21 protein-coding genes are annotated in these 22,098 nt (G+C 38.7%); 11 read left to right on the top strand and 10 right to left on the bottom strand.

The features are described from left to right. Window positions 1–49 precede the first annotated feature (49 nt). The 7 genes from AB6T38_RS06660 to galU all read left to right on the top strand — a co-directional run bounded on the left by AB6T38_RS06660 (window position 50) and on the right by galU (window position 8,050). On the top strand, window positions 50–1,753 hold the full coding sequence (locus AB6T38_RS06660) for a glycosyltransferase (protein WP_372546550.1): 1,704 nt from the start codon (window positions 50–52) through the stop codon (window positions 1,751–1,753). Window positions 1,754–1,757: 4 nt separating this feature from the next. Next, complete coding sequence (locus AB6T38_RS06655; RefSeq protein WP_372546549.1) at window positions 1,758–2,891, top strand: glycosyltransferase family 2 protein; 1,134 nt, start codon at window positions 1,758–1,760, stop codon at window positions 2,889–2,891. A 117-nt stretch (window positions 2,892–3,008) separates the two neighbouring features. Next, the gene (locus AB6T38_RS06650) at window positions 3,009–3,701 is read left to right on the top strand and encodes a hypothetical protein (RefSeq protein ID WP_372546548.1); all 693 of its coding nucleotides are present in this window, start codon (window positions 3,009–3,011) and stop codon (window positions 3,699–3,701) included. 250 nt (window positions 3,702–3,951) lie between these two features. Continuing rightward, complete coding sequence (locus AB6T38_RS06645) at window positions 3,952–4,782, top strand: glycosyltransferase (protein WP_372546547.1); 831 nt, start codon at window positions 3,952–3,954, stop codon at window positions 4,780–4,782. Continuing rightward, window positions 4,779–5,645 carry a glycosyltransferase family 2 protein gene (locus AB6T38_RS06640; RefSeq protein ID WP_372546546.1) on the top strand — a complete coding sequence of 289 codons (867 nt, stop codon included), beginning with the start codon at window positions 4,779–4,781 and terminating at the stop codon, window positions 5,643–5,645. Before AB6T38_RS06645 ends, AB6T38_RS06640 begins: the two co-directional genes overlap by 4 nt. Before the next feature lie 169 nt (window positions 5,646–5,814). Further along, a complete protein-coding gene (locus tag AB6T38_RS06635; RefSeq protein WP_372546545.1) occupies window positions 5,815–7,155 on the top strand; it encodes a UDP-glucose/GDP-mannose dehydrogenase family protein in 1,341 nt (446 codons plus the stop codon). A gap of 1 nt (window position 7,156) precedes the next feature. Then, window positions 7,157–8,050, top strand: a complete 894-nt coding sequence (galU, locus tag AB6T38_RS06630; RefSeq protein ID WP_348489332.1) for a UTP--glucose-1-phosphate uridylyltransferase GalU — start codon at window positions 7,157–7,159, stop codon at window positions 8,048–8,050. 48 nt (window positions 8,051–8,098) lie between these two features. Here galU and AB6T38_RS06625 read toward each other — a convergent pair whose 3' ends face one another. The 7 genes from AB6T38_RS06625 to queF form a co-directional block, all read right to left on the bottom strand. Further along, complete coding sequence (locus tag AB6T38_RS06625; protein WP_372546544.1) at window positions 8,099–8,422, bottom strand: ComEA family DNA-binding protein; 324 nt, start codon at window positions 8,420–8,422, stop codon at window positions 8,099–8,101. A gap of 236 nt (window positions 8,423–8,658) precedes the next feature. After that, window positions 8,659–8,778 carry a PEP-CTERM sorting domain-containing protein gene (locus tag AB6T38_RS06620; protein ID WP_348489334.1) on the bottom strand — a complete coding sequence of 40 codons (120 nt, stop codon included), beginning with the start codon at window positions 8,776–8,778 and terminating at the stop codon, window positions 8,659–8,661. Between the two features lie 132 nt (window positions 8,779–8,910). After that, the gene (locus AB6T38_RS06615; RefSeq protein WP_348489335.1) at window positions 8,911–9,918 is read right to left on the bottom strand and encodes an isocitrate dehydrogenase; all 1,008 of its coding nucleotides are present in this window, start codon (window positions 9,916–9,918) and stop codon (window positions 8,911–8,913) included. A 144-nt stretch (window positions 9,919–10,062) separates the two neighbouring features. Then, window positions 10,063–11,775, bottom strand: a complete 1,713-nt coding sequence (locus tag AB6T38_RS06610) for a hypothetical protein (protein ID WP_372546543.1) — start codon at window positions 11,773–11,775, stop codon at window positions 10,063–10,065. A gap of 34 nt (window positions 11,776–11,809) precedes the next feature. Beyond that, window positions 11,810–12,184 (bottom strand): DUF3192 domain-containing protein, encoded by a 375-nt coding sequence (locus AB6T38_RS06605; protein ID WP_372546542.1) that lies wholly within the window; start codon window positions 12,182–12,184, stop codon window positions 11,810–11,812. 88 nt (window positions 12,185–12,272) lie between these two features. Continuing rightward, a complete protein-coding gene (gene ppnN, locus AB6T38_RS06600) occupies window positions 12,273–13,628 on the bottom strand; it encodes a nucleotide 5'-monophosphate nucleosidase PpnN (RefSeq protein ID WP_372546541.1) in 1,356 nt (451 codons plus the stop codon). Window positions 13,629–13,648: 20 nt separating this feature from the next. Further along, window positions 13,649–14,500, bottom strand: coding sequence for an NADPH-dependent 7-cyano-7-deazaguanine reductase QueF (queF, locus tag AB6T38_RS06595; RefSeq protein WP_372546540.1), 852 nt, complete (start codon window positions 14,498–14,500; stop codon window positions 13,649–13,651). A gap of 166 nt (window positions 14,501–14,666) precedes the next feature. On the opposite strand from queF, the gene syd reads away from it, so the two are divergent. Then, on the top strand, window positions 14,667–15,209 hold the full coding sequence (gene syd, locus AB6T38_RS06590) for a SecY-interacting protein (protein WP_372546539.1): 543 nt from the start codon (window positions 14,667–14,669) through the stop codon (window positions 15,207–15,209). A 134-nt stretch (window positions 15,210–15,343) separates the two neighbouring features. After that, window positions 15,344–15,547: a hypothetical protein gene (locus AB6T38_RS06585; protein WP_372546538.1), complete on the top strand. Its 204-nt coding sequence runs from the start codon at window positions 15,344–15,346 to the stop codon at window positions 15,545–15,547. Between the two features lie 23 nt (window positions 15,548–15,570). Here the strand turns inward: AB6T38_RS06585 and AB6T38_RS06580 are convergent, their stop codons facing one another. Continuing rightward, window positions 15,571–15,864 carry a hypothetical protein gene (locus tag AB6T38_RS06580; RefSeq protein ID WP_372546537.1) on the bottom strand — a complete coding sequence of 98 codons (294 nt, stop codon included), beginning with the start codon at window positions 15,862–15,864 and terminating at the stop codon, window positions 15,571–15,573. A 161-nt stretch (window positions 15,865–16,025) separates the two neighbouring features. On the opposite strand from AB6T38_RS06580, the gene AB6T38_RS06575 reads away from it, so the two are divergent. After that, window positions 16,026–16,388, top strand: a complete 363-nt coding sequence (locus AB6T38_RS06575; RefSeq protein ID WP_372546536.1) for a DUF3192 domain-containing protein — start codon at window positions 16,026–16,028, stop codon at window positions 16,386–16,388. 49 nt (window positions 16,389–16,437) lie between these two features. On the opposite strand, the gene AB6T38_RS06570 is transcribed toward AB6T38_RS06575, so the two are convergent. Then, complete coding sequence (locus AB6T38_RS06570) at window positions 16,438–16,668, bottom strand: DUF2789 family protein (protein ID WP_348489343.1); 231 nt, start codon at window positions 16,666–16,668, stop codon at window positions 16,438–16,440. Between the two features lie 278 nt (window positions 16,669–16,946). Between AB6T38_RS06570 and AB6T38_RS06565 the strand changes: the two genes are divergently transcribed. Next, a complete protein-coding gene (locus AB6T38_RS06565; protein WP_372546535.1) occupies window positions 16,947–17,591 on the top strand; it encodes a GNAT family N-acetyltransferase in 645 nt (214 codons plus the stop codon). 767 nt (window positions 17,592–18,358) lie between these two features. Here the strand turns inward: AB6T38_RS06565 and AB6T38_RS06560 are convergent. Next, window positions 18,359–21,928 carry a response regulator gene (locus tag AB6T38_RS06560; protein WP_372546534.1) on the bottom strand — a complete coding sequence of 1,190 codons (3,570 nt, stop codon included), beginning with the start codon at window positions 21,926–21,928 and terminating at the stop codon, window positions 18,359–18,361. Window positions 21,929–22,098 lie beyond the last annotated feature (170 nt).

Here is a 22,098-nt window from a genome sequence, read left to right as displayed (position 1 = left end):
GTTAAGAGGTTGTGTGGTTAAAAAATATATAATGATAGGAGTGAAGTCCATGGTTGGATGCATTCCTGAATCAATTCGAAATAAGGTTAAGCGCTGGCCATGGTTAACTTCTTTGTATAGTCGCAACCTCCAAAAAAGCGGCTTATCATACGGTATTCCATCAAAGAAAAAGACCGCTAAGCTATATGAAGGGCTTATATCTAAGCAAAATATTTCATTGAAAGATATGACATTAGGTACTCCTTTTAATGTTGTAGTGGTAGTTAACGGAAATTCAAGTTTACTTAATTTTACCTTGGAATACTTGGCGGATATAAACACAATAGAAACTGTTTTTCTTTTGGTAAAAGATGAAGAAAACGTCAATTATAACCTTAATAACTTGACTGCTAATCTTGAAGTTGTGTCGGAAAGTTCACTTGATTTTTCTTGTGATGCCGAAAGAGAAATTAATAACTTCTTAGCAATAAACGCCGGTGACGCTTTGCACCCTTTAATTGAAGGAGCAGTTTCAGCGTTTTTAAATTCTAGCTCTTCAATTGGCTATTTTGACAGTGACAGCATCACTTCTTCAGGAAAAAGGCACTCACCCAAACTACATAGCGACTGGAATCCCGATTTATTGTTAAGTACGGGCTATATCAATACTGGGCTTTGGTTCCGCTCGAACAGAGTATTTGCTAAACAAGCGCGTTTAGAGGTTAGTCAGACTAGTATTGCTGACTTCCTAGCTAGTATTTATCTAGATGAGTTAGATATGATAGTAGGGCACCTACCTTACGTAGTCGTTCATTCACAAGCTGCCGCTGATAAAAATAGCTTCCCTCTGGGGTCAACAACCATTAATAAAGTCGCTAAATATGCAAAGGTCACTAAGCATGCTCAATACCCTATTTTAAAATTGCTTTGGCATACAGAAACAAGCCCCTTAGTGAGTTTAATTATTCCGACTAGAAATTCACGTCAACTTGTTAAAGTATGTGTTGAGTCTATATTGACGAAGACCACTTATCGAAACTTTGAAATATTATTGGTTGATAATCAATCAGACGAACAAGAAAGTCTTGATTACTTCAATGAGTTAAATAAACATCCACAAATAAAAGTGCTTAAATATGATCAAAAGTTTAATTACTCTGCAATAAATAATTTCGCGGTCACTCATGCTTCGGGGGAAATTATAGGGTTAATTAACAATGATATAGAAGTGATAGAGCCTGAGTGGCTGTCCTATATGGTAAATCAAGTCAATCGAAAAGAAATCGGCTGTGTGGGCGCTAAACTACTTTATCCAGATGGCAGAATTCAACATGCAGGTGTCGTTATGGGCTACGGCGGAGGTGCAGGGCATGCTCACAAGTATTTTCCCCGAGAGCATAGTGGGTATTTAAATCGACTAGCCGCTACAAATTGTTTTAGTGCTGTGACTGCAGCGTGCCTGTTGGTTAAAAAGAGTGATTATTTAGCTGTAAATGGTTTGGATGAAATTAATTTGGAAGTGGCTTTTAATGACGTTGATTTTTGTCTTAAAGTATTGAGTTTAGGAAGGCGAAATCTCTATTGTGCAGAAGCTGTTTTATTTCATTATGAGTCAGTATCCAGAGGTTTCGACGACACGGTTGAAAAACGTGATAGATTTGAAAAAGAACTAAATTATTTACAAAAAAGCTGGGCAAGCATCATTGAACATGATCCCGCCTACAGCCCCAATTTAACATTGAGAAGAGAAAACTTCTCGATAAAAGAGTGTTGATAAATTGAATTTAAAAAAATTATTCAGATTTAGGTTCAGTGTTTATCTCTCTTACCGCAAAGCCTCTAAATATTTACTTTGGTTATGGATTTTAATTAACAAGTCCATTAGGAAGAGAAAGCCTTATCGTGTAAAGCTAGTTGCAATTGCAAAAAATGAAGCTTGCTATTTACCTGAATGGTTAGCTCATCATCAATACTTCGGATTTGATCATATTTCAGTTTATGTAAATAACACCACTGACAATACCAGTAATATCGTTCGGAAATTAAGCTCAGTAAAGCATATTGAGTTTTGTGATGGGGATGAGTATTTTCAACCGGATATAAATGTACCGCAGACTCAGGTTTACAAGCATGAATTAAATCGCAGTAAAAAGCAGGGGTACTCCCATGTCATGTTTTTAGATATTGATGAATTTTGGACTCCCAAAGATCTCAAAACCACCATTCATGACTTCTTGAAACAAAAGACTACAGATGTGGTCTGTTTTGAATGGCTCAATCGGACCAATGAAAATCACCCTTTTTTACCATCAATAGACAAGAAAATAGTAGGTATCAAAGGAAATCATGTAAAATCACTGGTTAGCACTAATGTTTTAGTTGAGGATGTTAATCCCCATAGCATTTTAGGCTATAAAATTAAGCACCAATTGGCGGATGGCAGCATATATCATGTGGATAAAAATAATTTCGCAAAAATAAGCCGAGAAGAAGTGAAGTCTCCTTTAAAGGAGATTTTTATTTTACATCGAATGTTTAGAAGCCAAGAGGAATATGTAGCATTGTTACTAAGAGGTCGACCGATCCAAAATAGACCTTATGCCGATGTATTCAAAACGAACAGAAGTGGATATATACCTCGTACTTCAAAAGTGTCTATTTCCTTTGAAAGTGAAGTATTGATTGATTATCAGTGGTTTTTAGAAAACTTTTTTGCAAATTATAAGTTACATGAAGAGATTATGTTAGGAAGGGAGTTTGTGATGGGAAAAAGGGAACAGGTTTCACGTGTTATATTGGATTCCCCCCCTGAAGTTTTTCCAATTCTATCGAAAATTTTTACGCGTGTGACGCTTCCTGATGTTGTTGCTGCAATGGAAACGAAAAAATCTAAGTGTGAACTTAATGATTAACGAATACCATTCAGACTATTTATAAACAATAATTACGGGCGTTTTGTCTGTAATGTCGGGATGGAAAATTGAATAAATCAATTTTTTCTAGTCCTTGAAACTAATTGAAATGTATTAATGAATTTATTATCAAATATTTTGAATATGTTACGAGTTCAATCAGATGGTAGTGATACTGTTTTATGGTTGTCTCATCATATCCCTAAAACGGCAGGTACGTCGTTAAAACTAGGTTATGCAGAAGCTTTCGGCACCCGTGCTATTAAACAGTTATATTCTCCAGAAGAAGTAAAACATGTGGGCAATGGTGGAAAAATACTTTTACCTTACGGAACTAAGATTTTACACGGTCATTTTCATGCGCACCCTGAGCAACTTAAACTATACCCAAATGCGAAGCGAATTGTTTGGGTAAGGGATCCTGTGGAGCGAGCTTGGTCTCTTCTTGGGCATTTATTGGCAGTGCAAAAAAACAAAGAAGAATATCAAATCATTTACAATGAATTTGGTGAAAATATAGAAAAAAATAAATTAGACGTTTTTGAGTTTTTTTTAACGCACCCCCGTTTACAAATATTAAATAGGCCCTATCAGAATCATTTTTCAAAAGTACCCATAAGCGATTTTCATTTTGTTGGCCGGACTCATTGTTATGCTGAAGATTTACAACGCTTATCACAAGTCATGGGGACTGAAATTCCACTTCTTGAAAAAAATGTTAGAGCGTCAGGACATGGATTGCCCGCAAATAGAGAGCAGTACCAAAAATTATTAGAAAACGAATACAACATCGTTGATGGCTTTCTTTAATTTTTGTGTGAATAGTCATCGGATTTTCATGAAGTATTTGAATTTAACCATGGTAGAAATATTTCCAATGGTTTAAACGGTGAATTAACCAAATAGTCTGGTATACTTCGCCGCCTATCTCTCTTCGCGGCGCTAACTACTTAAATCGAAATGCTGGAGCAAGTTTCTGAAGTCACCAAACCATCAGTCTCATTCTTTTACAATTTTACAATCGCTTGAGAAGCATCAAACTTTTGAGTCTGTAGTGGGCATGGGTGTTTACATTGATGATCACTTAAATTGGGTTGAACAATCGATTGAGAGTGTTCTTTGTCAAAGTTACCAAGGGTTTCTGCTGGTAATCGTGTTAGACGGTGAAGTTAAAAAAGATGTTTTTAGTTATCTCAAACAACTAAGCACTACGCGGAATAATATCCTGTTAATTGATTCTTCGGTGAATGTTGGTTTAAGTAGTTGTATGAACTACGTCATCGATTGGACATTAAATAATATGCCATCTGCAGAGTTCTTTTTCAGAATGGATGCTGATGACATTTCCCTTTCGGATCGTTTTGAAAAACAAATCAAATTTCTGAAGACGCATCAAAAAACGCAAGTATTGGGCACTTCTTTGGTTGAAATAAACGAGAATGGGAAAAAAGTGGGTAAGCGAAAGCTGCCTAAAAAACACGGTGATATTTTTCGAATTTTACCGAAACGTTGTGCAATCAATCACCCTACTGTAGTGGTTAGAATGGAGGTGTTTAAAGCTGGTCATCGATACAACGACCTGCTACAAAACACCCAAGATTATTTTTTGTGGATAGAGCTTTGTGCTGCCGGTTTCAAATTTGCCAACTTGCCTGAGCCTCTGCTGGAATTTAGACGGGTGAACGATTTTTACAAACGTCGGGGGTTGAGTAAGTCAATTAATGAGTTTAAAGCTCGTTTTTATGCCATGAAAGTATTAAAACGTTATAGTATTGGCAATATTGTTTACGCTTGCGCGGTGCTCTTTTTACGGCTTATGCCTTCCAAAATTGTGAAGTTAGCGTATAAAATAGACCGTTACCTTTTGAATAAGCGGGTTAGACACGAGTGATAGGCGCGACAGTCATTTTATATAAGCCAGATATGGGGATCACCCAAGATCTTCTTGAAACCGTCCTAAAGCAAGTGGATGTGGTTTCCATTGTCGATAATTCTCCGGTTGCTACTGAGTTGCTGTTCGATAAATCCAATATGCATTACCATCACTTTCCGAATAATATCGGCATTGCCGCTGCCCATAATGTTGGGCTGCGTGATTTACGCTCTTCCGGCTGCGAATATGGCATGCTGCTCGATCAAGACAGTACCATTGATGATGAACTTGCATTTAGGCTATCTTCTCTGCTGGTGGCTTCTAAGGTGGAGAAACGACCTGTTGTAGCCATTGGGCCACGTATCATTTGCTCTTTTTCTGAAAAATCGGTGAAACCTAGAGTGCAGCGTGAAGTTTTGGTGTATGACGAATTAGTTTGTGTTACGCAAATTATATCCTCTGGAATGATGATCGATTTGTCACAGTTGGATGCCATTGGTTATAAAGATGAAGCCTTATTTATTGACGGGGTAGATCACGAATGGTGTTGGCGAGCGAAACAACAAAATTTAATGGTGGCCATTGCTGATAAAGTTGAAATGATTCACCGCTTAGGGGACTCTCGCAGTAAATTTGCAGGCATTACCTATAAAGTAGGGAGTCCAGTCAGACTGTATTACCAGTTCCGTAATATATTGTTGTTGTCGCGCAGAGGTTATGTACCTCGATACTGGAAAACCCGTAATTTGTGTGTTTTACCCATTCGGTTTTTTGCCAATAGTCTATTACAAGACCGTAAACTGGAGCGTCTGAAGTTTATGTTATGTGGCCTGTGGGATGGAATCCGTAAAAAAGATGGTGCATTTTCCGACAACTGGTAATACCTTCAAAGCAAATCTCTGTGCACTTCAGTTTCAAACTATATTTTTTATTTTTGAAGTTATACACTAACTGCCGTTTGTAATACGAATCGCAACATATGTAGTTTAAAATTTTTGCACGATAATTGCTGACAAAGATACAGCTAATTGATTAAAGGAACTAAAAATAATGAAAGTAACCGTGTTTGGTATTGGTTATGTGGGGTTAGTACAAGCTGCTGTATTGGCAGAAGTAGGTCATCAAGTTGTCTGTGTCGATGTTGACCAAAGCAAAGTCGACAACCTTGAGAAAGGTATTATTCCTATTTACGAACCGGGCTTAACGCCTTTAGTTAAATCTAATTTTGATGCCGGTAGGGTTACATTTACCACTGATGCCAAGGCTGGGATTGAGCATGGTGAAGTAATTTTCATTGCCGTAGGCACACCGCCAGATGAAGATGGTTCTGCTGATCTTAAATACGTACTTGCCGTTGCTAAAACCATATCTGAAGCTATGGAGCAGCATAAAATTGTGATCAACAAATCGACGGTTCCTGTGGGCACCGCGGATAAAGTGAAAGCAAAAATTACAGAAGTACAAGAGTCTCTGGGTAAATCAGTACCCTTCGATGTGGTTTCAAATCCTGAGTTTTTAAAAGAGGGCGCAGCCGTTAATGATTGCATGCGACCTGACCGTATTATTATCGGTACTGACAGTGTTGGTGCAGAAAAGAAGCTAAGAGAGCTTTATGCACCATTTAATCGCAACCATGACAAAATTATTGTCATGGATATTCGCAGTGCTGAATTAACTAAATATGCAGCCAATTGCATGTTGGCTACTAAAATTAGTTTTATGAATGAAATGGCTAATTTAGCTGAAGTGTTTGGTGCTGACATCGAAAACGTAAGACTCGGTATCGGTTCAGATCCGCGAATTGGCTATCAGTTTATTTATCCTGGTTGTGGTTATGGTGGATCTTGTTTCCCCAAAGATGTGCAGGCGCTCGCTCGTAGTGCAACTGAGGCAGGGTATACCGCCAAGATCTTAGAATCTGTAGAGGCCGTGAACTACAAACAGAAAGAAAAACTGTTTGAATATATCTCTGGGCATTTTAATAATGATCTGAAGGGCAAGACTGCGGCTGTTTGGGGTTTATCGTTTAAACCTAATACTGATGATATGCGTGAGGCATCTAGTCGCGTGTTAATGGAACATTTGTGGGAAGCAGGCGCTAAGGTACAAGCCTACGACCCTGAAGCCATGGAGGAGACTCAGCGCATATACGGTGTACGTGATGATTTGAGTTTAACTGGCACCAAAGAAGCAGCCCTTAAAGGCGCTGATTTCTTAGTCATCTGCACTGAGTGGCAGGCATTTAGAGCACCTGATTTTGAGTTAATAAAACAGTCGCTATCTGAGCCATTGTTATTTGATGGACGAAATTTATTTGAACCTTCGTTAATGCAGGAATACGGATTGCATTACTACGCCATAGGTCGTGGATTATCAATAAAGGAAAGTTAATATGAGTCAGGTTAAAAAAGCAGTCATTCCAGTTGCAGGACTGGGGACAAGAATGTTACCCGCAACAAAAGCGATTCCAAAGGAAATGCTGCCAGTAGTCGATAAACCACTGATTCAGTATGTGGTAGCGGAATGTGTAGCCGCTGGTTTGAAAGAAATTATACTGGTTACTCACGCGAGTAAGAACAGTATAGAAAATCACTTTGATACCAGCTTTGAATTAGAAGCTACCCTAGAAAAACGGGTTAAGCGTCAGTTGTTAGAAGCGGTTCAAGCTATCTGCCCTAAAGATGTAACCATTATGCATGTGCGTCAAGGTGTGGCAAAAGGTTTGGGTCACGCTATCTTGTGTGCCCGTCCTATGATCGGTGATAACCCTTTTGCAGTGGTTCTGCCAGACGTTATCATTGACGATGCTGCATGTAACCCTAAGAAAGATAACTTGGCTGACATGGTAGCAACCTTTAATACCAGTCAGGTTAGCCAAATTATGGTTGAAGCCGTACCTGAAGATTTAGTTCACAAATACGGTGTGGTTGACTTAGAAGGTAAAGAGTTAGGCGAAGGTGAGTCGGCGAAGATCCATAAAATGGTAGAAAAGCCGCCAGTGGAAGAAGCACCATCTAACTTGGCCGTAGTAGGGCGTTACGTTTTATCTGAAAGTATTTGGGATGAGTTGGAAAAAACTCAGCCGGGTGCGGGTGATGAAATTCAATTAACCGATGCCATAGACACAATGATGGAAAAAGAACAGGTTGATGCTTACTATATGACTGGTAAAAGCCATGATTGTGGAAGCAAGCTTGGTTATATGAAAGCCAATATTGAATACGGTTTACGTCACGAAGAAATTAAAGACGAGTTTCTTGATTTCTTAAAAGAAACCATTAAATAACGTTAGCCTTAAAGCAGTATAAAAATGGCGCCAATTGGCGCCATTTTTTTATTTAACAGAAACCGATGTTTTCAATTTTGCTAACATTCGGTCACCAATTCCCTTCACGTTGGTAATGTCTTCCACACGTTTAAAGCTACCATTGGCTTTTCGGTACGCCACAATATCTTGGGCTTTTTTTGCTCCAATGCCGGGTAAGGCTTCTAAATCATTAGCGGTAGCCGTATTGATATTGATGGGGGTCGCTTCAGCCTGCAATTGAGTTTTTGCGGTTTCAATTTTCTGGTTTAAGCTTTTTGCATGTATAGAAAGTGGGCTGCTGGCAGTAAAAACTGCACAAGCCACAATTAAAGTGGGTAAGAACTTTTTCATATGGAATCTCCGTATTCATTTTTAATTCGTTAGTGCTTCATTTGCACGATTTAAAATTAGTCCGGCTTGGTTTATATGTAAAGTCTAGTTTTTGGGAGGTCAATACTGTCGGTGAGATAATAAGTGTCGAGGAAGTATTTAAATAATCACTTTTCAGAGCAATAAAAAAGGCCCTTAAAAGGACCTTAGTTAGACTCTACCGTTTAGTAGAAAATTCAGTGTAGCTTTATTCTAGATTATTTTTTACGACGAAGTGCTAATAACCCCATACCTAGCAATAAAATGCCTGCTGGTTCAGGTACACTGGCCGCTTCTACAGAAGCAAGTGATAAAGCTTGAACATCCCCAGAGCTCACTTCAGTCAATCTGATTGAGTTATTACCGCTACAGCAGTTCTCAGCCCAAAATATTTCGACAGTTCAAAATGAAAAAAGCCATTACATAATTAAATGTAATGGCTTGGTGTAGAGAGGATCTAAACCTGTAGTTTAAAGTCTATCTAATACTGCTTGGGTGAAGTCAGTTGTACCGTGTTCACCACCTAAATCACGTGTTGTACGGTCACCAGATTCGATAACGTCTTTAAGCGCACTACGGATTTTATCCGCTTTATCACCCATCTGTAGGTATTCAAGCATTTGAACTGAGGCTAAAATAACGGAAGTTGGGTTGGCTAGGTTTTTACCAGCGATATCAGGTGCAGAGCCATGAACAGCTTCAAAAATAGCGCAGTCTGAACCTATGTTAGCTCCTGGTGCCATACCTAAACCGCCTACTAGACCAGCACAAAGGTCTGAAAGAATATCACCAAATAAGTTTGTTGTTACCATTACATCAAATTGATGGGGGTTCATAACTAATTGCATACATGCATTATCAACAATCATCTCGGTTGACTCGATGTCAGGATATTTGTCGGCTATTTCTCTGGCTACTTTCAAAAACAAACCTGAAGTAGACTTTAAGATGTTTGCTTTATGCACTGCCGTAACTTTTTTACGTCCTTCGCGACGCGCTAGTTCATATGCGAAAGTTATAATGCGTTCAGCACCTTCGCGAGTAATGATACTTTTTGCTTCCGCTTCACTGCCGTCCTCAGATACAACTTGTCCTAAACCTGAGTACATGCCTTCGGTATTTTCTCGAACGGTAATGATATCAATGTCTTCGTAACGAGCTTTAGTCCCTTTAAAAGATAGTACAGGACGGACGTTTGCGTACATTTGAAACTTTTTACGCAAGCTAACGTTAATGGAAGTAAAGCCTTCACCTACTGGTGTGGTAAGTGGGCCTTTTAACGCAACTTTGTTTTTTTCAATAAGATCTAAAGTCTCTTGGGGTAATAGTTCGCCGTGATTTTCTAAAGCCATCAAACCTGCATCGGCAAAATCATACTCAAAGTCGCAGCCAACTTTTTCTAAAATTTGTAAGGCCGAATCGACGATATCAGGTCCGATACCATCACCTTTGATAACGGTAATGCGTTGTTGTGTCATTATGTATTCCTATTTTACACTTTTGGGGCTGTGTATTTAGCCGGCGTATAGACTGAGTTTAAGGGGCAGTTTTATACCACTTTTGGAGCTAATTTTCCATGTATTACGACGATTTCCACGTGATAGCTGCTGAATTCTTGGGTTTTAAGGTAATGCACAATAGCTGTGACTGTGATGTAGAGAGTTGGCTAACAATTCACTAACGTTTTGTTCATTAAATTTAAAAAACGTTAAACTTTGGGTATAAAAATAGCGAGACTCTTCATTTAAAACCTGTTCACAAAAATAAATTTTTCTGGCTAGCAAAAGGCTCAAACCGAGTGTCATGATCATGGTTTTAAGAATCGGGTTTTTAGGCAGTTCATCTGAATTTTTGCCATTTGCCACAATTGCTTCTGTATACAATGAGGGTTGTTGCCATGCTTGGCACAATTTTAAACTGTGACTGCGTAATGTTTCTGGCTGTCGAAAATCGAATAGACAGCAAATATCTTGCTGTCGTTCTAAACTAAGGTTCCATTTTGTACGAGTTTTAAGGGCGGGTTGGGTAAATAATCCGCTACAAGCAAAACACAATAAAGTGGACGCTTCTTCAGGCGTTAGGTGTTCATTTTGGCTGGTAAGATTAGCGGCAATTTGACTGGCTAAACGAATGAACTGAGTGAAGTTCTGTTGCAATGGGAAGTAACTTTGGTTTAATCGCAATAACAGGGCTTGTTGAATAAGCATTGAGTTTGCTTTCACATAACCGTGCATCATGATTCCGTGTTTAACTTGCTGAATGGGAAGCTTGTTCCTATTTGATATTGTCGCGGTTTGTTTTAAGTATTCCGCAAAAGCCGGTTCTGAATTGATTTGCAATGCCAATTTGTCGATATCGATGGAATCACTATTTAAATGCTTTTGTACCTCTAGTAGCAATGTGGGTGGCTTGTCTAACGGAAAGTTGTTGCCTATTGGATCCGAACAGTCAGCCTTTTCCAATTGCCAATTTATATTCCACCATCGTTGAATCTGGCTAAAACCTGATACTTTTTGAGTCGCTGAAACGTGTTGAATATTGTCCTTATATACCCGTTTAAATTGCGGGGAATCACTGTCATCGGCTTTAATCATAACCACTAGTACTTTGTCTTCGGCAACACTTAGCACTATTGCAGGATCTTGATTGTTTAGTTTAATTAATGAACCAGGACAAAGCAGAGCAGGGTATTCTAACAAGCCATCTAACCCTGTTAAATAACGTTCCGGTGAGCTTTGCACGAGTTTTTGTAACGCCGTGGAAAAATGCATGGGCTTTTTAAATTTACTCGGGGTGATCCGTGATGCAAGTTGGTGTGCTAATAAAATAATTTGCTGGTTTTTGGTTAACGTTAAAGGCCAAGAACGGTTATTTTCAAACTTGGAAAAAAGCCATTTGTAAATTTGATAGCCATCCATCCATGTTTGCAGATTAGCTTTATCTAGAATTTGTAGTAGGCGTACACTTTTACGATGGTTAGAGGGGCGTTTGTTTTGCTGAAAAAAGCTTTCTAGATCTTCCTGACGTTCGCAATATAGTGAGAGTAAACAACTTAATAACTGTTGGCAGCATAAGTCATTAACCCGCCCTCGGTTGCAAAGAAGTGCGCAGTAGACCATGCCATTGAAGACGAAATTATGTAAGAAACTACTTCTGGATTTATATAATAAAGGTTGGGCAACAAAGATATCAGGAGCGAGCTTAAAAGCCGCTAGAAAGTGTTCTGAAACTTTAACAATCCGTTTGATCTGTTCTGGTCCAACGGGGTTTTGCCGCACTTCATCAAGTACGCTGGAAACCTGCCCAAAGGCTTTTATTACACCTTGGGTTGGCATGTTTCAATAAACTCTGGGGAGCAGGAGTGAGTCACTAGCGCTTTAAGTAACTTTGATAAGTGCCATCACCCCAGGCAATTAATTTATCATTTTGAAATAGCAGTGGGGTGCACTCATCTTGGGTGGTTATACCATCTGATTGATTCCAGGTAGTCCGGTAAAACATCACTTGTAACTGTGCGTCACCCACTTGTTTGGCTTCACTAATATCTGGAGGTCCCAATAGTTCAACAATACTTGAACGAAGATCACCAACTTTGATTTTAGTTAACTGAACTTTATTATATTCCTGACGATCTTCCCATCCCATACTGGAGGTGTCGTCTGGGTTAAACAATATCAGTACTACAACCAGAGATACGTAGATAAATACGCCAATTCCGATACGTTGTATTACTTTACTATTCATAATTATTTCTCAAGATTAATTATCCCTATGGTAATCAAATCACACTGATGAATAAAGGCTACTAAACGTGAAAAGCCTATATCCTGCCTTAGGTTATTACCTGATAACAAGGGCTATAGTCGCTACCAGGAAGCTTCATTCGTTGTTGTTTTACAAATGATTGCAGTAAAGTGTCGAGCATATTCATCAATTTAGGATCGCCATTGATTTTAAAAGGGCCATGTTTTCGTATTTGCGTGATGCCTTCGGATTTCACATTTCCAGCCACTATTCCCGAAAAAGCTTTACGTAACGCAGCTGCAAGTTCGGCTTTAGGCTGCGAAAAATGCAAATTCAGTTCTTGCATGCTTTGATGGGTAGGCTCAAAGGGTTTTTGAAATTCTGGTTCAATTTTTAGTAGCCAATTAAATAAATAGGAGTCGCCGGTGTTGCGTCGATGAGTGCGCACGTCAAGTTGCTGGTTTTTTATTTTTTGCGCAACTTTAACCGCATCATCCACTACTATTTCATATAACGACTGTGCTTCTGGACCTAAGGTTTCCCCCACAAATTTATCAATAGATTCAAAGTAGTCTTTAGTTTGAGCTGGCCCAGTTAAAATAATCGGCACGATTTGTTCGCGGTTTTCTTCATTTAACATGACACCCAACAAATATAACAACTCTTCAGCGGTACCTACGCCTCCTGGAAAAATAACAATTGCATGGGCAATACGGACAAAAGCTTCTAACCGTTTCTCAATATCTGGCATGATAACCAGTTCATTGACAATAGCGTTTGGCGGCTCGGCGGCAATAATTGATGGTTCAGTCATTCCTAAATAGCGGCCGGTTTTGTAGCGCTGTTTTGCGTGTCCAATTGCAGCCCCTTTCATTGGGCCTTTCATCGCTCCTGGACCACAGCCGGTACAAATGTTCATTTCTCTCAAGCCGAGTTGGTAACCCACTTCTTTGGTGTATTTATATTCTACTTCGCCAATTGAGTGACCGCCCCAGCAAACTACCATATTCGGATCGCTACCTACTTTAATAACTTCAGCGTGACGTAACATATCAAACACTATGTCGGTTAAATCTTTCGATTGTGTAACATGGGCTTCATTGAGCCGGTATTTTACTCCCATATGTAAAATATCTCTGAGTACGGCAAATAAGTGTTCGTGCACACCTTTGATTAATTGCCCGTCAACGAATGCTACAGCAGGCGGATTAACTAGTTCGATTTTAACGCCACGCTCACGTCTTATCAGATTAACTTCGAAGTCTTCATAGGGGGTAAAAAGCTGTTCGAAATCATCTTCTTCCACGCCAGAATTTAATACTGCTAAACAACAGTTTCTGAATAATTTATAGAGATCACTATTGACTGATTGTTTAAGTCGATCTACTTCGTACTGCGACAATTGACTTAAAGGGCCAACTGGATTTAATTGAATTGATAGCATAGATTGTCCTATTTCCGAACTTACTGACGAGCCTGTCTTGCAATGTTGTATGCAGATTCAAAATCACTTCTGAAGGGATTGATATCAAGTCCTCCGCGGCGAGTGTAGCGTGCATAAACGGTTAACTCTGATGGTTTGCAGTAATGCTTTATATCGTGAAAAATTCGCTCTACACATTGTTCATGGAATTCATTGTGGAGGCGAAATGAAATTAGATAGCGCAGCAGTGATTCTTGGTCAATTTGAGCACCTGAGTAGCGGATCATAATACTTCCCCAATCGGGTTGGTTAGTGATCAGACAATTGGATTTAAGTAGGTTACTGCAAAGTGTTTCACTCACTTGCTTCGATGTGATTTTTAATGCTGAGGCGTCTAATTGGTAATCAGTAAACTCTATGTCTTGATCATCAATATTTTCACCAGGCATATCTTCAATTTTTTGACTAGCAAAATCCTTTGGCAAAATTATTTTTACTTGTACTGACTTTCCAGCGCAATTTGATAAATCTGAGGTAAGGGTGTTTGTTAATGTTTGTATGGATTCGATTTTAGATTGATTAAAGCTGTTTAAATATAATTTAAAGCTTTTTGATTCAATTAAATGCGGCGAGTCAAACGGAACAATACATTGCATTATTGCAACTTGCGGTTTTCCTCGCATGTTGAGCCAGGATAGCTCATATGCATTCCAGATATCTTCGCCAGTAAATGGCAAGCTTCCAGTTAATCCGATGGTATCTCGACTTAAACTGCGGGGCACTGCCTGCAACAGTTCTGGGGAATAGGTTTGCACATATTCAACTGTTTTACCCAGTGTTAGTTTTTCTAGTGCCGGAGATGCATTACTTATCTCATCGGTTTTATTTGTCATTTAGTCTTCTCGTTATACAATACTTGAGCAGTGTAAATACCTTTTTGATGATTGTTATTACGCAATTACGCCACTATCAGATTCGATTCGCATATTACCGCAGATAATTGGTATTCACTTCGTTTGTTTCAAGTCATCTTAATTTAAATATAAGGAAGTGTAGTCTGTGAGCATTGATTCGGCACTACAAAATTTTGTTTCTGAATATGTCGATTGTCATCAACGTAATCAACATCCATTGGTTATTCAGTTCGATGAAAACTGGCCATCAAAATGCTATCAGCAAAAAGGAGAGCAAGATGAGTGGGTCCCATGGTTACCGATTAAACAAGCAAGTGACAGGCACTTCGCACACTTTGAAAAAGCCCTTGAAATTAAAATGGATGAACAACTTAAGGATTACTATACCTGCTTTTGGAGTGATAATCTAAATGCTCAAACTCCAAGGGGGAATCTGCAATTATTGATGCCTTGGAACGATGATGATTTTGAACGATTACAACAAAATTTAGTGGCCCACGTGTTGATGAAAAGACGTTTAGGGCAAGAAGACACGTTGTTTTTTGCCATCACCGACGAAGACGATTTTATTGTGAGTGTGCATAATGAGACAGGGCGAGTCATGTTGGAACAGATAGGATTGGAGCCGCAAGAAACCCTAGCGAATTCATTAATCGAATTTATCCAACAGCTCACCCCACGCCTGTAGCATGGCCTTCAGGCCATGGGATAAATGAACACCCCATTCACTTTGCGGGGCCTGTAGCATGGCCTTTAGGCCATGGAGTAGGGGAACATTCCATCCATATCGCGGGGCCTGTAGCATGGCCTTTAGGCCATGGAGTGGGGGAACATCCCATTCATATTGTGAGGCCTGTAGCATGGCCTTTAGGCCATGGCATAGATGAACATCCCATTCTCATCGCGGGGCCAGTAGCATGGCCTTTAGGCCATGGGGTAGATGAACACCCCATTCTCATCGCGGGACCTGTAGTATGGCCTTTAGGCCATGGCGTAGGGGACATCCAATTCACATTGCGGGGCTAAAGCCACCGCCTACAGGCTTGGGATTATTGTTTCAAAGCTTGGGTTAGGCTCAACACCTGCTGTTCCAATAATGCGATGCGTTTTTCTAACTGATTTACATGCTGTGCTAAATCAGTTGGTTTCTGCATGGGAACATCGTCTTCAATTAGATCCGCAAATTGCTCTGGCTCGTCTTGCCAGCGCCTTAAAACATCAATAACTTCCCGCAATGGTAGTGGTCGGTTAGATGCTTTTTTGATTAACGCCACACTTGGCGCTTTTCCTTTAGATTTTAAATTTTTACACAGTGAAGCAATGTACTGGTGCTGATTTGACATGATGAAAAACACTAATTATTAGCCAATGTGGCTATTTTAACTGTATTGAGAATCACATGCATTAATATATCTTGTTATATATCAATGGGTTAATTTTTGGCTTCAATTTTGTATAGTGGACTGCATGTAAACAATAAAATTGAAACTCCAAGGAACTTAAAATGAAAAAAACACTTGTTGCTGCAGCATTGATCTTACCTCTTACTTTATCTGGCTGTGTTATATCGGTTGGTGGTGAAGGGGATTATTCTTATCAATCAGATTGGGAACAAAAAGAGCGCAAGAATAGAAAGGCAATTGCAAGATTAGAGTCAAATACAGCGATTGCAGATATTAGAAGCCGTCTCGGTACACCAGATTTTAGTGAGTTATACCAACAAAATAACGACGAGATAAACGTTTTGTTTTATCGCACACAGCGTCGAGAAGGTGACGGTGTTACCACTAAAGATGAATGTACTCCATTGGTATTCAAAAATGGTAATCTAATCGGATGGGGCGACTCCGCTTACCAAAACATTTAAGTTTGCAAACTACAGCCCAGCATCGTTGGGCTGTAACTAGCCAGTTAGCTTATCGTAAACGATTGTCTAGCTGATCGATTAACTCTGTCCATTCCGCATCTTCAAAAAAGGACTGCCTAATAAAGGTCGACTGAGCCTGGGTCCAAAAAGTGGCTTCTTCAAGTTTTATCGATTTATCTAAACCTTTATGTTCCGCAATAAAGCGCTCAATAGACTCGTCATCATTTGCTAAGCCTAGTTGTAAAAACAAGTCTTTCAATTCTAGATTTTCAGTTAACATGTACTGTCTCCTATATGAAATTCTATTTTCAACGGGTCGTCAATTCAGTTCCTTGCTAATTGGTTCGAAACTTAGAGTTGTTGCTTTTCACCTTGTTGCTATCTTTTATGCCGTGGATACTTTTACCGTTGTTTCTTTAAGTCTTGGGGGGAATAGGCTATAAATCAACCTATTCAGCACAAAATAGTCTAAATTGTTTGCAATTGAGTTTAATGAATTGTTAACAAATGGTTAATAATTATGTAAAGTGAAGTTTCCTAATTGAAGAGAGTCGAACTATGTCAAATACCGCACAAGACATAAACCCAGTGGATACCATCAAAGCTGTCTACCTTGCTGCTGAAGATCTAAAGATCGCGGCTTCAATTTTGTACCAAGCTTATCATGATGATCCGCTATTTTTAGACATCTTCGATTCTGATAAAGAAGGTTATGAATCTCGTTTACGAGGAGCAATTCGAGAAGAGTTGAATGCATTTTGGACTGCTAAGCAGCCGATGATAGGCGTGTTTGAAAGTGATCGATTATTGGCGGTGGCTTGTTTAATCAAACCTGATAGTGCTTTTAATCCTGATCGGTTTTGGCATTGGCGTTTGAAGATGTTGCTTACAGCGGGCTATATTGGTACAAAGCAAATGATTGAAAAAGAACAGCGTGTGAGGGAGCGTATTCCCCATGAAAAATATCACATGTTGTCGTTCATAGGTGTGCATCCTGATCATCAACATCGGGGTCTTGGACATTTTCTAATGAGCGCTATTGATAGTATTGTTCTTGAAGAAGAGAAAAGTGAAGGTGTGGGTGTTTATGTAACGCTACCTAAATGTTTGTCGTTTTTTGATGACGGGAAATATCAATACTTAGAAGAACTCAAAGTGTCTCGTATCAATGGCCAAATTATGTTTAAACCTCGTTCAGCATGAATATCGCTTCATTTCTTAAGAGAAGAAAGTCTCAGCAACTGGTACTTTTCTTCTCTTAACCCTCCTCTATCTTAAGATTTGCAATGTCGATATTGTTGTTTTATTAAGCATGTAACAATTGAAATTGACAAGATTTTAAATTCCTCCTCCTTAAACTAATTAGCCTAAATTGAATGGTAAGATAAAAGATATTTTATTTGTACGATATTTCGTACATGGCTGTAAGTCTTAAGCGGAATAAACCCCTAGAGTAAGGCTTACTAATTATTTAACTATATGAATATATTGAATTAATTTTAAAAATTTAGACTTTAGTATAATGGCTAGCAAAAAAAGCGTGCTCGGGGCACTGGTACAAACTTTTAATTCCTTTATCTTATAACTCGTCACAGGGAAATACGATGGGTCAGGAAGACTTAAGGATAGCCAAAGGGACACTTTCAATGGATGAAAGTAAATGTTCAAGGTGAACATTAAGAAAAGGACAACAAACACAGGGATAGTTAGGGAAGAATAGGGACAATCTTAAGGAAGAGAAATACTGTAAGTAAGGATGTACAGTAATTTAAGGATTTATGGAAAGGGACTCACTCAGGGAGAGTGCCTCACTTAAGGATGAGCGAGATTGGAAGGAAAGGGGTGTATATGGATGTTGACCGGGATGGTTTAATAGCGAAGGATAGCTGAGAGGGATTCTCAAAATTTCTAAGGTGTGTCTAATTTATTAGACACACCTTTTTTATTTGTAGCGTGTTAAACCCAAAGATTTAATGTAGTTTATTTTGCCACTGAAGCAAACCTTGTTTTAAGTCTTCAATGACTATGGGTTTACTAAGGTAGCCATCCATTCCAGCATCTAAACATCGCTCTTTATCCCCCTTCATCGCATTTGCCGTTAATGCAATAATTAGAATATTTGGATCAAACTTGCCCCCTTTATGAGCGCGAATTATTCTGCTGGCTTCATAACCATCCATAACGGGCATTTGGCAGTCCATCAAAATAATATCAAAGGCTGTGGTTGCTTGTGTTAGCTGTTCTATAGCCTCTAATCCATTATTTGCTACTTCTGTTATACACTCTAAATTATTAAGCATTTCATTGGCTACAGCCTGGTTAATTTGATTGTCCTCAACTAACAATATACGTGGCTTTCCAATCAAATTATGTCTCGCATTGTGGCGTGTTATAAGCTCATACTCTTGATGTGATCTTTGTTCTTTTTCACTTTTGTGATTAGCTATTTGGCTTATTGCCGAGAATAAATCGTCATTTTTAATGGGTTTATGGAAAAACGCATCGAAACCGATACTTTTAAATTTCTGAGCATCTCCCCGCCTTGCAACAGATGTCATCAAAATCATATTTAAATATGCGAATCTTTCGTCACTCTTGATTGCTTTTCCTAATTCCATACCATTTATGCCTGGCATATCAGCATCGATAATCGCAATATCTATATTGTTTTTCATTTCACAGTGTTTACGCAGCAACTTTAACGCTTCAGGAGAATTCTTTGCTTGCATCACCGTTATATTTTCAGAAACTAAAATAGATGATAAAACTTCTCTATTGGTTTGATTATCGTCTACCACTAATACATTCAAGTTAGCTAAATGAGTACTAGATATGTCATAATTTTGGTTGCTGTGATCATTTTCAGCGGGCTCAAATTTAAGGGTAAACCAAAACTCGGAACCTTTTTGCCATTCGCTGTTAACGCCTATTTCTCCAGATAATAATTCAACAAGTTCTTTGGCGATGGATAAGCCTAAACCTGTCCCCCCAAATTTACGGGTGGTAGATGCATCTACTTGGCTAAACTTATGGAACAACTGCTGTTGCTTCTCTTTTGAAATTCCAATTCCAGAATCAATGACACAAAATATTAGCTTGTTCTCGTTAAGCAAGTTTACTTTAATGACGATTTCGCCTTTTTGGGTAAATTTGATAGCGTTACTTGTAAGATTGGTCAGTATTTGTCTTATTCTTCCAGGATCACCTTGAATCCATCTTGGTACATTCGGGTGCATAGAAAATATAAGTTCTAACTGTTTTTCTTGAGCTCGAATGGAGAAGCTTTCAACAAATTTATTTAGCATCTCATGTAAATCAAACTCTATAACTTCAATTTCTAATTTGCCTGCTTCAATCTTTGAAAAATCTAAAATATCATTAATTAAGGTCAGTAAAATGTGTCCGCTGTTTTGAGCAAGCTCTGCATATTTAAGCTGTTGTTCCGACAAAGGCGTGTTTAGCAAAAGATCATTCATTCCAATAATGCCGTTTATCGGTGTTCGAATTTCATGGCTCATGTTTGCTAAGAAATCACTTTTTGCCTGACTGGCAACTTTAGCCTTTTCTTCAGCCTCTTTAAGCTCTGTTATGTCTTGGAAAGCGCCACGTAGTATCACATCCCCATTTGGGGTGTGTTCTCTAAACCCAAATGATTTAACCCATATTTTATTGTTTTTTGCTGTGACAAATGGCAACTGGAAATTGAATGGAATATTACTTATGGTCGCTTCGCTTAACGCATCTTTAACTTTTTGTCGATGTTCAGGTAGGTAAAAGTTAATTGCATTTTCGACATCAACTTTGCTACCAATAGGAAGTTCGTGGATACGGTAAACCTCATCAGACCAATATACATCGTTAGTGCTCATATTTACTTCCCAAGCACCCAACTTAGCAACTCTTCCAGTCGCCCTTAATAACGACGCGCTTCGCTCTTTTTCCCCTTCAATGTGTTTAAATTCAGAAATATCACGTCCAATTAGCAAAAATCCTTCAACGTCTTTTTCTGCATTCATTACTGCTGTTACTGCTAACTGGATTGGAATTGTTTTGCCATTCTTGCTTACAAATTGAGTTTCATATTCATCGGCAATGCCTTGTCTAGCTGAGTAGGTAATAGACTCTATACCAGGAGGAATTGCGGTACCTATTTTTTTACTAAGTTGCTTCGCGTGGTCATTCAGGGCTTCTGGGGTGAAAAATAACTCTGGTCTCAACCGGCAAACTACTTCTTGACGATCGTACTTCAACGTTTTCTCTGCAAAACTATTGTAAGTAATGATGTGGCCAGATAAGTCTGTGGACATAACAATAAGGTTGGCGCTATTTAAAATAGCTTCCTGCATATTGCTGTAATTTATTAACTCTAGCTCTTGTTGTTTGGGTATTGAAATATCTGTGGCAACAACAATAATTCGTACAACTGTATTATTTTCCTTTATGGGTTTAATATTTGCGCGTAACCATACCGTCTGTTTTTGCTTATTGTAATGAATTAACTCATAGCTAAAACTTTTACCTTCTGCAATCGCTAGTTTGATTTCCTGTACTGTTGAGGTGTCTGTCTTAGGACCAAAAAGAAAGTTCTTTGGTGATTGACCTTTAATTTCTTCCAGTGAGTATCCACTTAATTTTACAAAAGCGGGATTTACCCATTCAATAATCATGTCAGCATCGCACATCATGATTGCATTTTCAGCTTCTTGAACAATAGTCGCTAAAAATTCGTTTTGCGCTTTACTTTCTATTAACTTTTGCTGTGTTTCATATTGTTCCGTCAGATCAATATTGATGCCGGTAAACTTCAAGGCGTTATTATCAGCTGTTTGAATAACTTGCCCAAAACTATGGATGTATTTGTTAATACCCGAAGATGTTTTGATCCTAAACTCGGCTTCGTATTTGCTATTTAAGATATCTGTTTGCTGAAATTCGTTGATTGCCATTTCACGATCTTCGGGATGAATAAATGAAAACCAATCTTGCAAATCGGTAGAGTAATGCTCTGCACTCACACCATACAAGCGGCACATCTGTTCGTCCCAGATAACTTCCTGCGAAGAAAAGTCATATTGCCAAACGCCAATACCAGATTGTTTGGCTACCTCGTACCTTGCTAATAAATTGTTTACAACGGTTTGTGCGGATACTAATTTTTTTGCCGGACTAAAAGAGATTACCCATCCTTCAAATTGGTCTTTTGGTAACTGATCGATTACTGCAGTGACATAGTGGATGGCAAATGTGGGAGTGGATATAGCAATTGGCTCGCCGGCATTTAACTCAGCATGAAAGCTGGGTAAGCGAGTATTAGCTGCTTGCTCAAAAAACTCATCAAAGTTCGATTTACTATGATTTAAGGTGAAAAGATCGCAAATCTGTTTTCCTATCAATGAGGGACTATCAACATCGAATAGTTGCCCAGCAGCAAAGTTTGAGTTTGCGATCTTACCTTCTAAATCACAAACTATCATTGCGATGGAACTATGCTCATATAACGATTGAGCAACAGCTTGGTTCCAATTGTTTTGTTTTGCCACGATCAAATATCCTAATAATAGAGTTCTCTACCGCTTATAAGTATAGATAAATAACTCTTTTTATACGGTCAATTTTATAACTTCCGTAAACCACTAAATAAGCTAAAAGCCGAAACACGTTTAGCTCAAACTGCATTAGTACTTAGATCTGCTAATTTATTGAAAACACC

Source organism: Aliiglaciecola sp. SL4, assembly GCF_041538045.1.
In the GTDB taxonomy this organism is placed as follows: Bacteria; Pseudomonadota; Gammaproteobacteria; order Enterobacterales; family Alteromonadaceae; genus Aliiglaciecola.
Note: the sequence above shows the minus strand (reverse complement) of the source record. Positions and strands in the feature narration are given on the sequence as shown.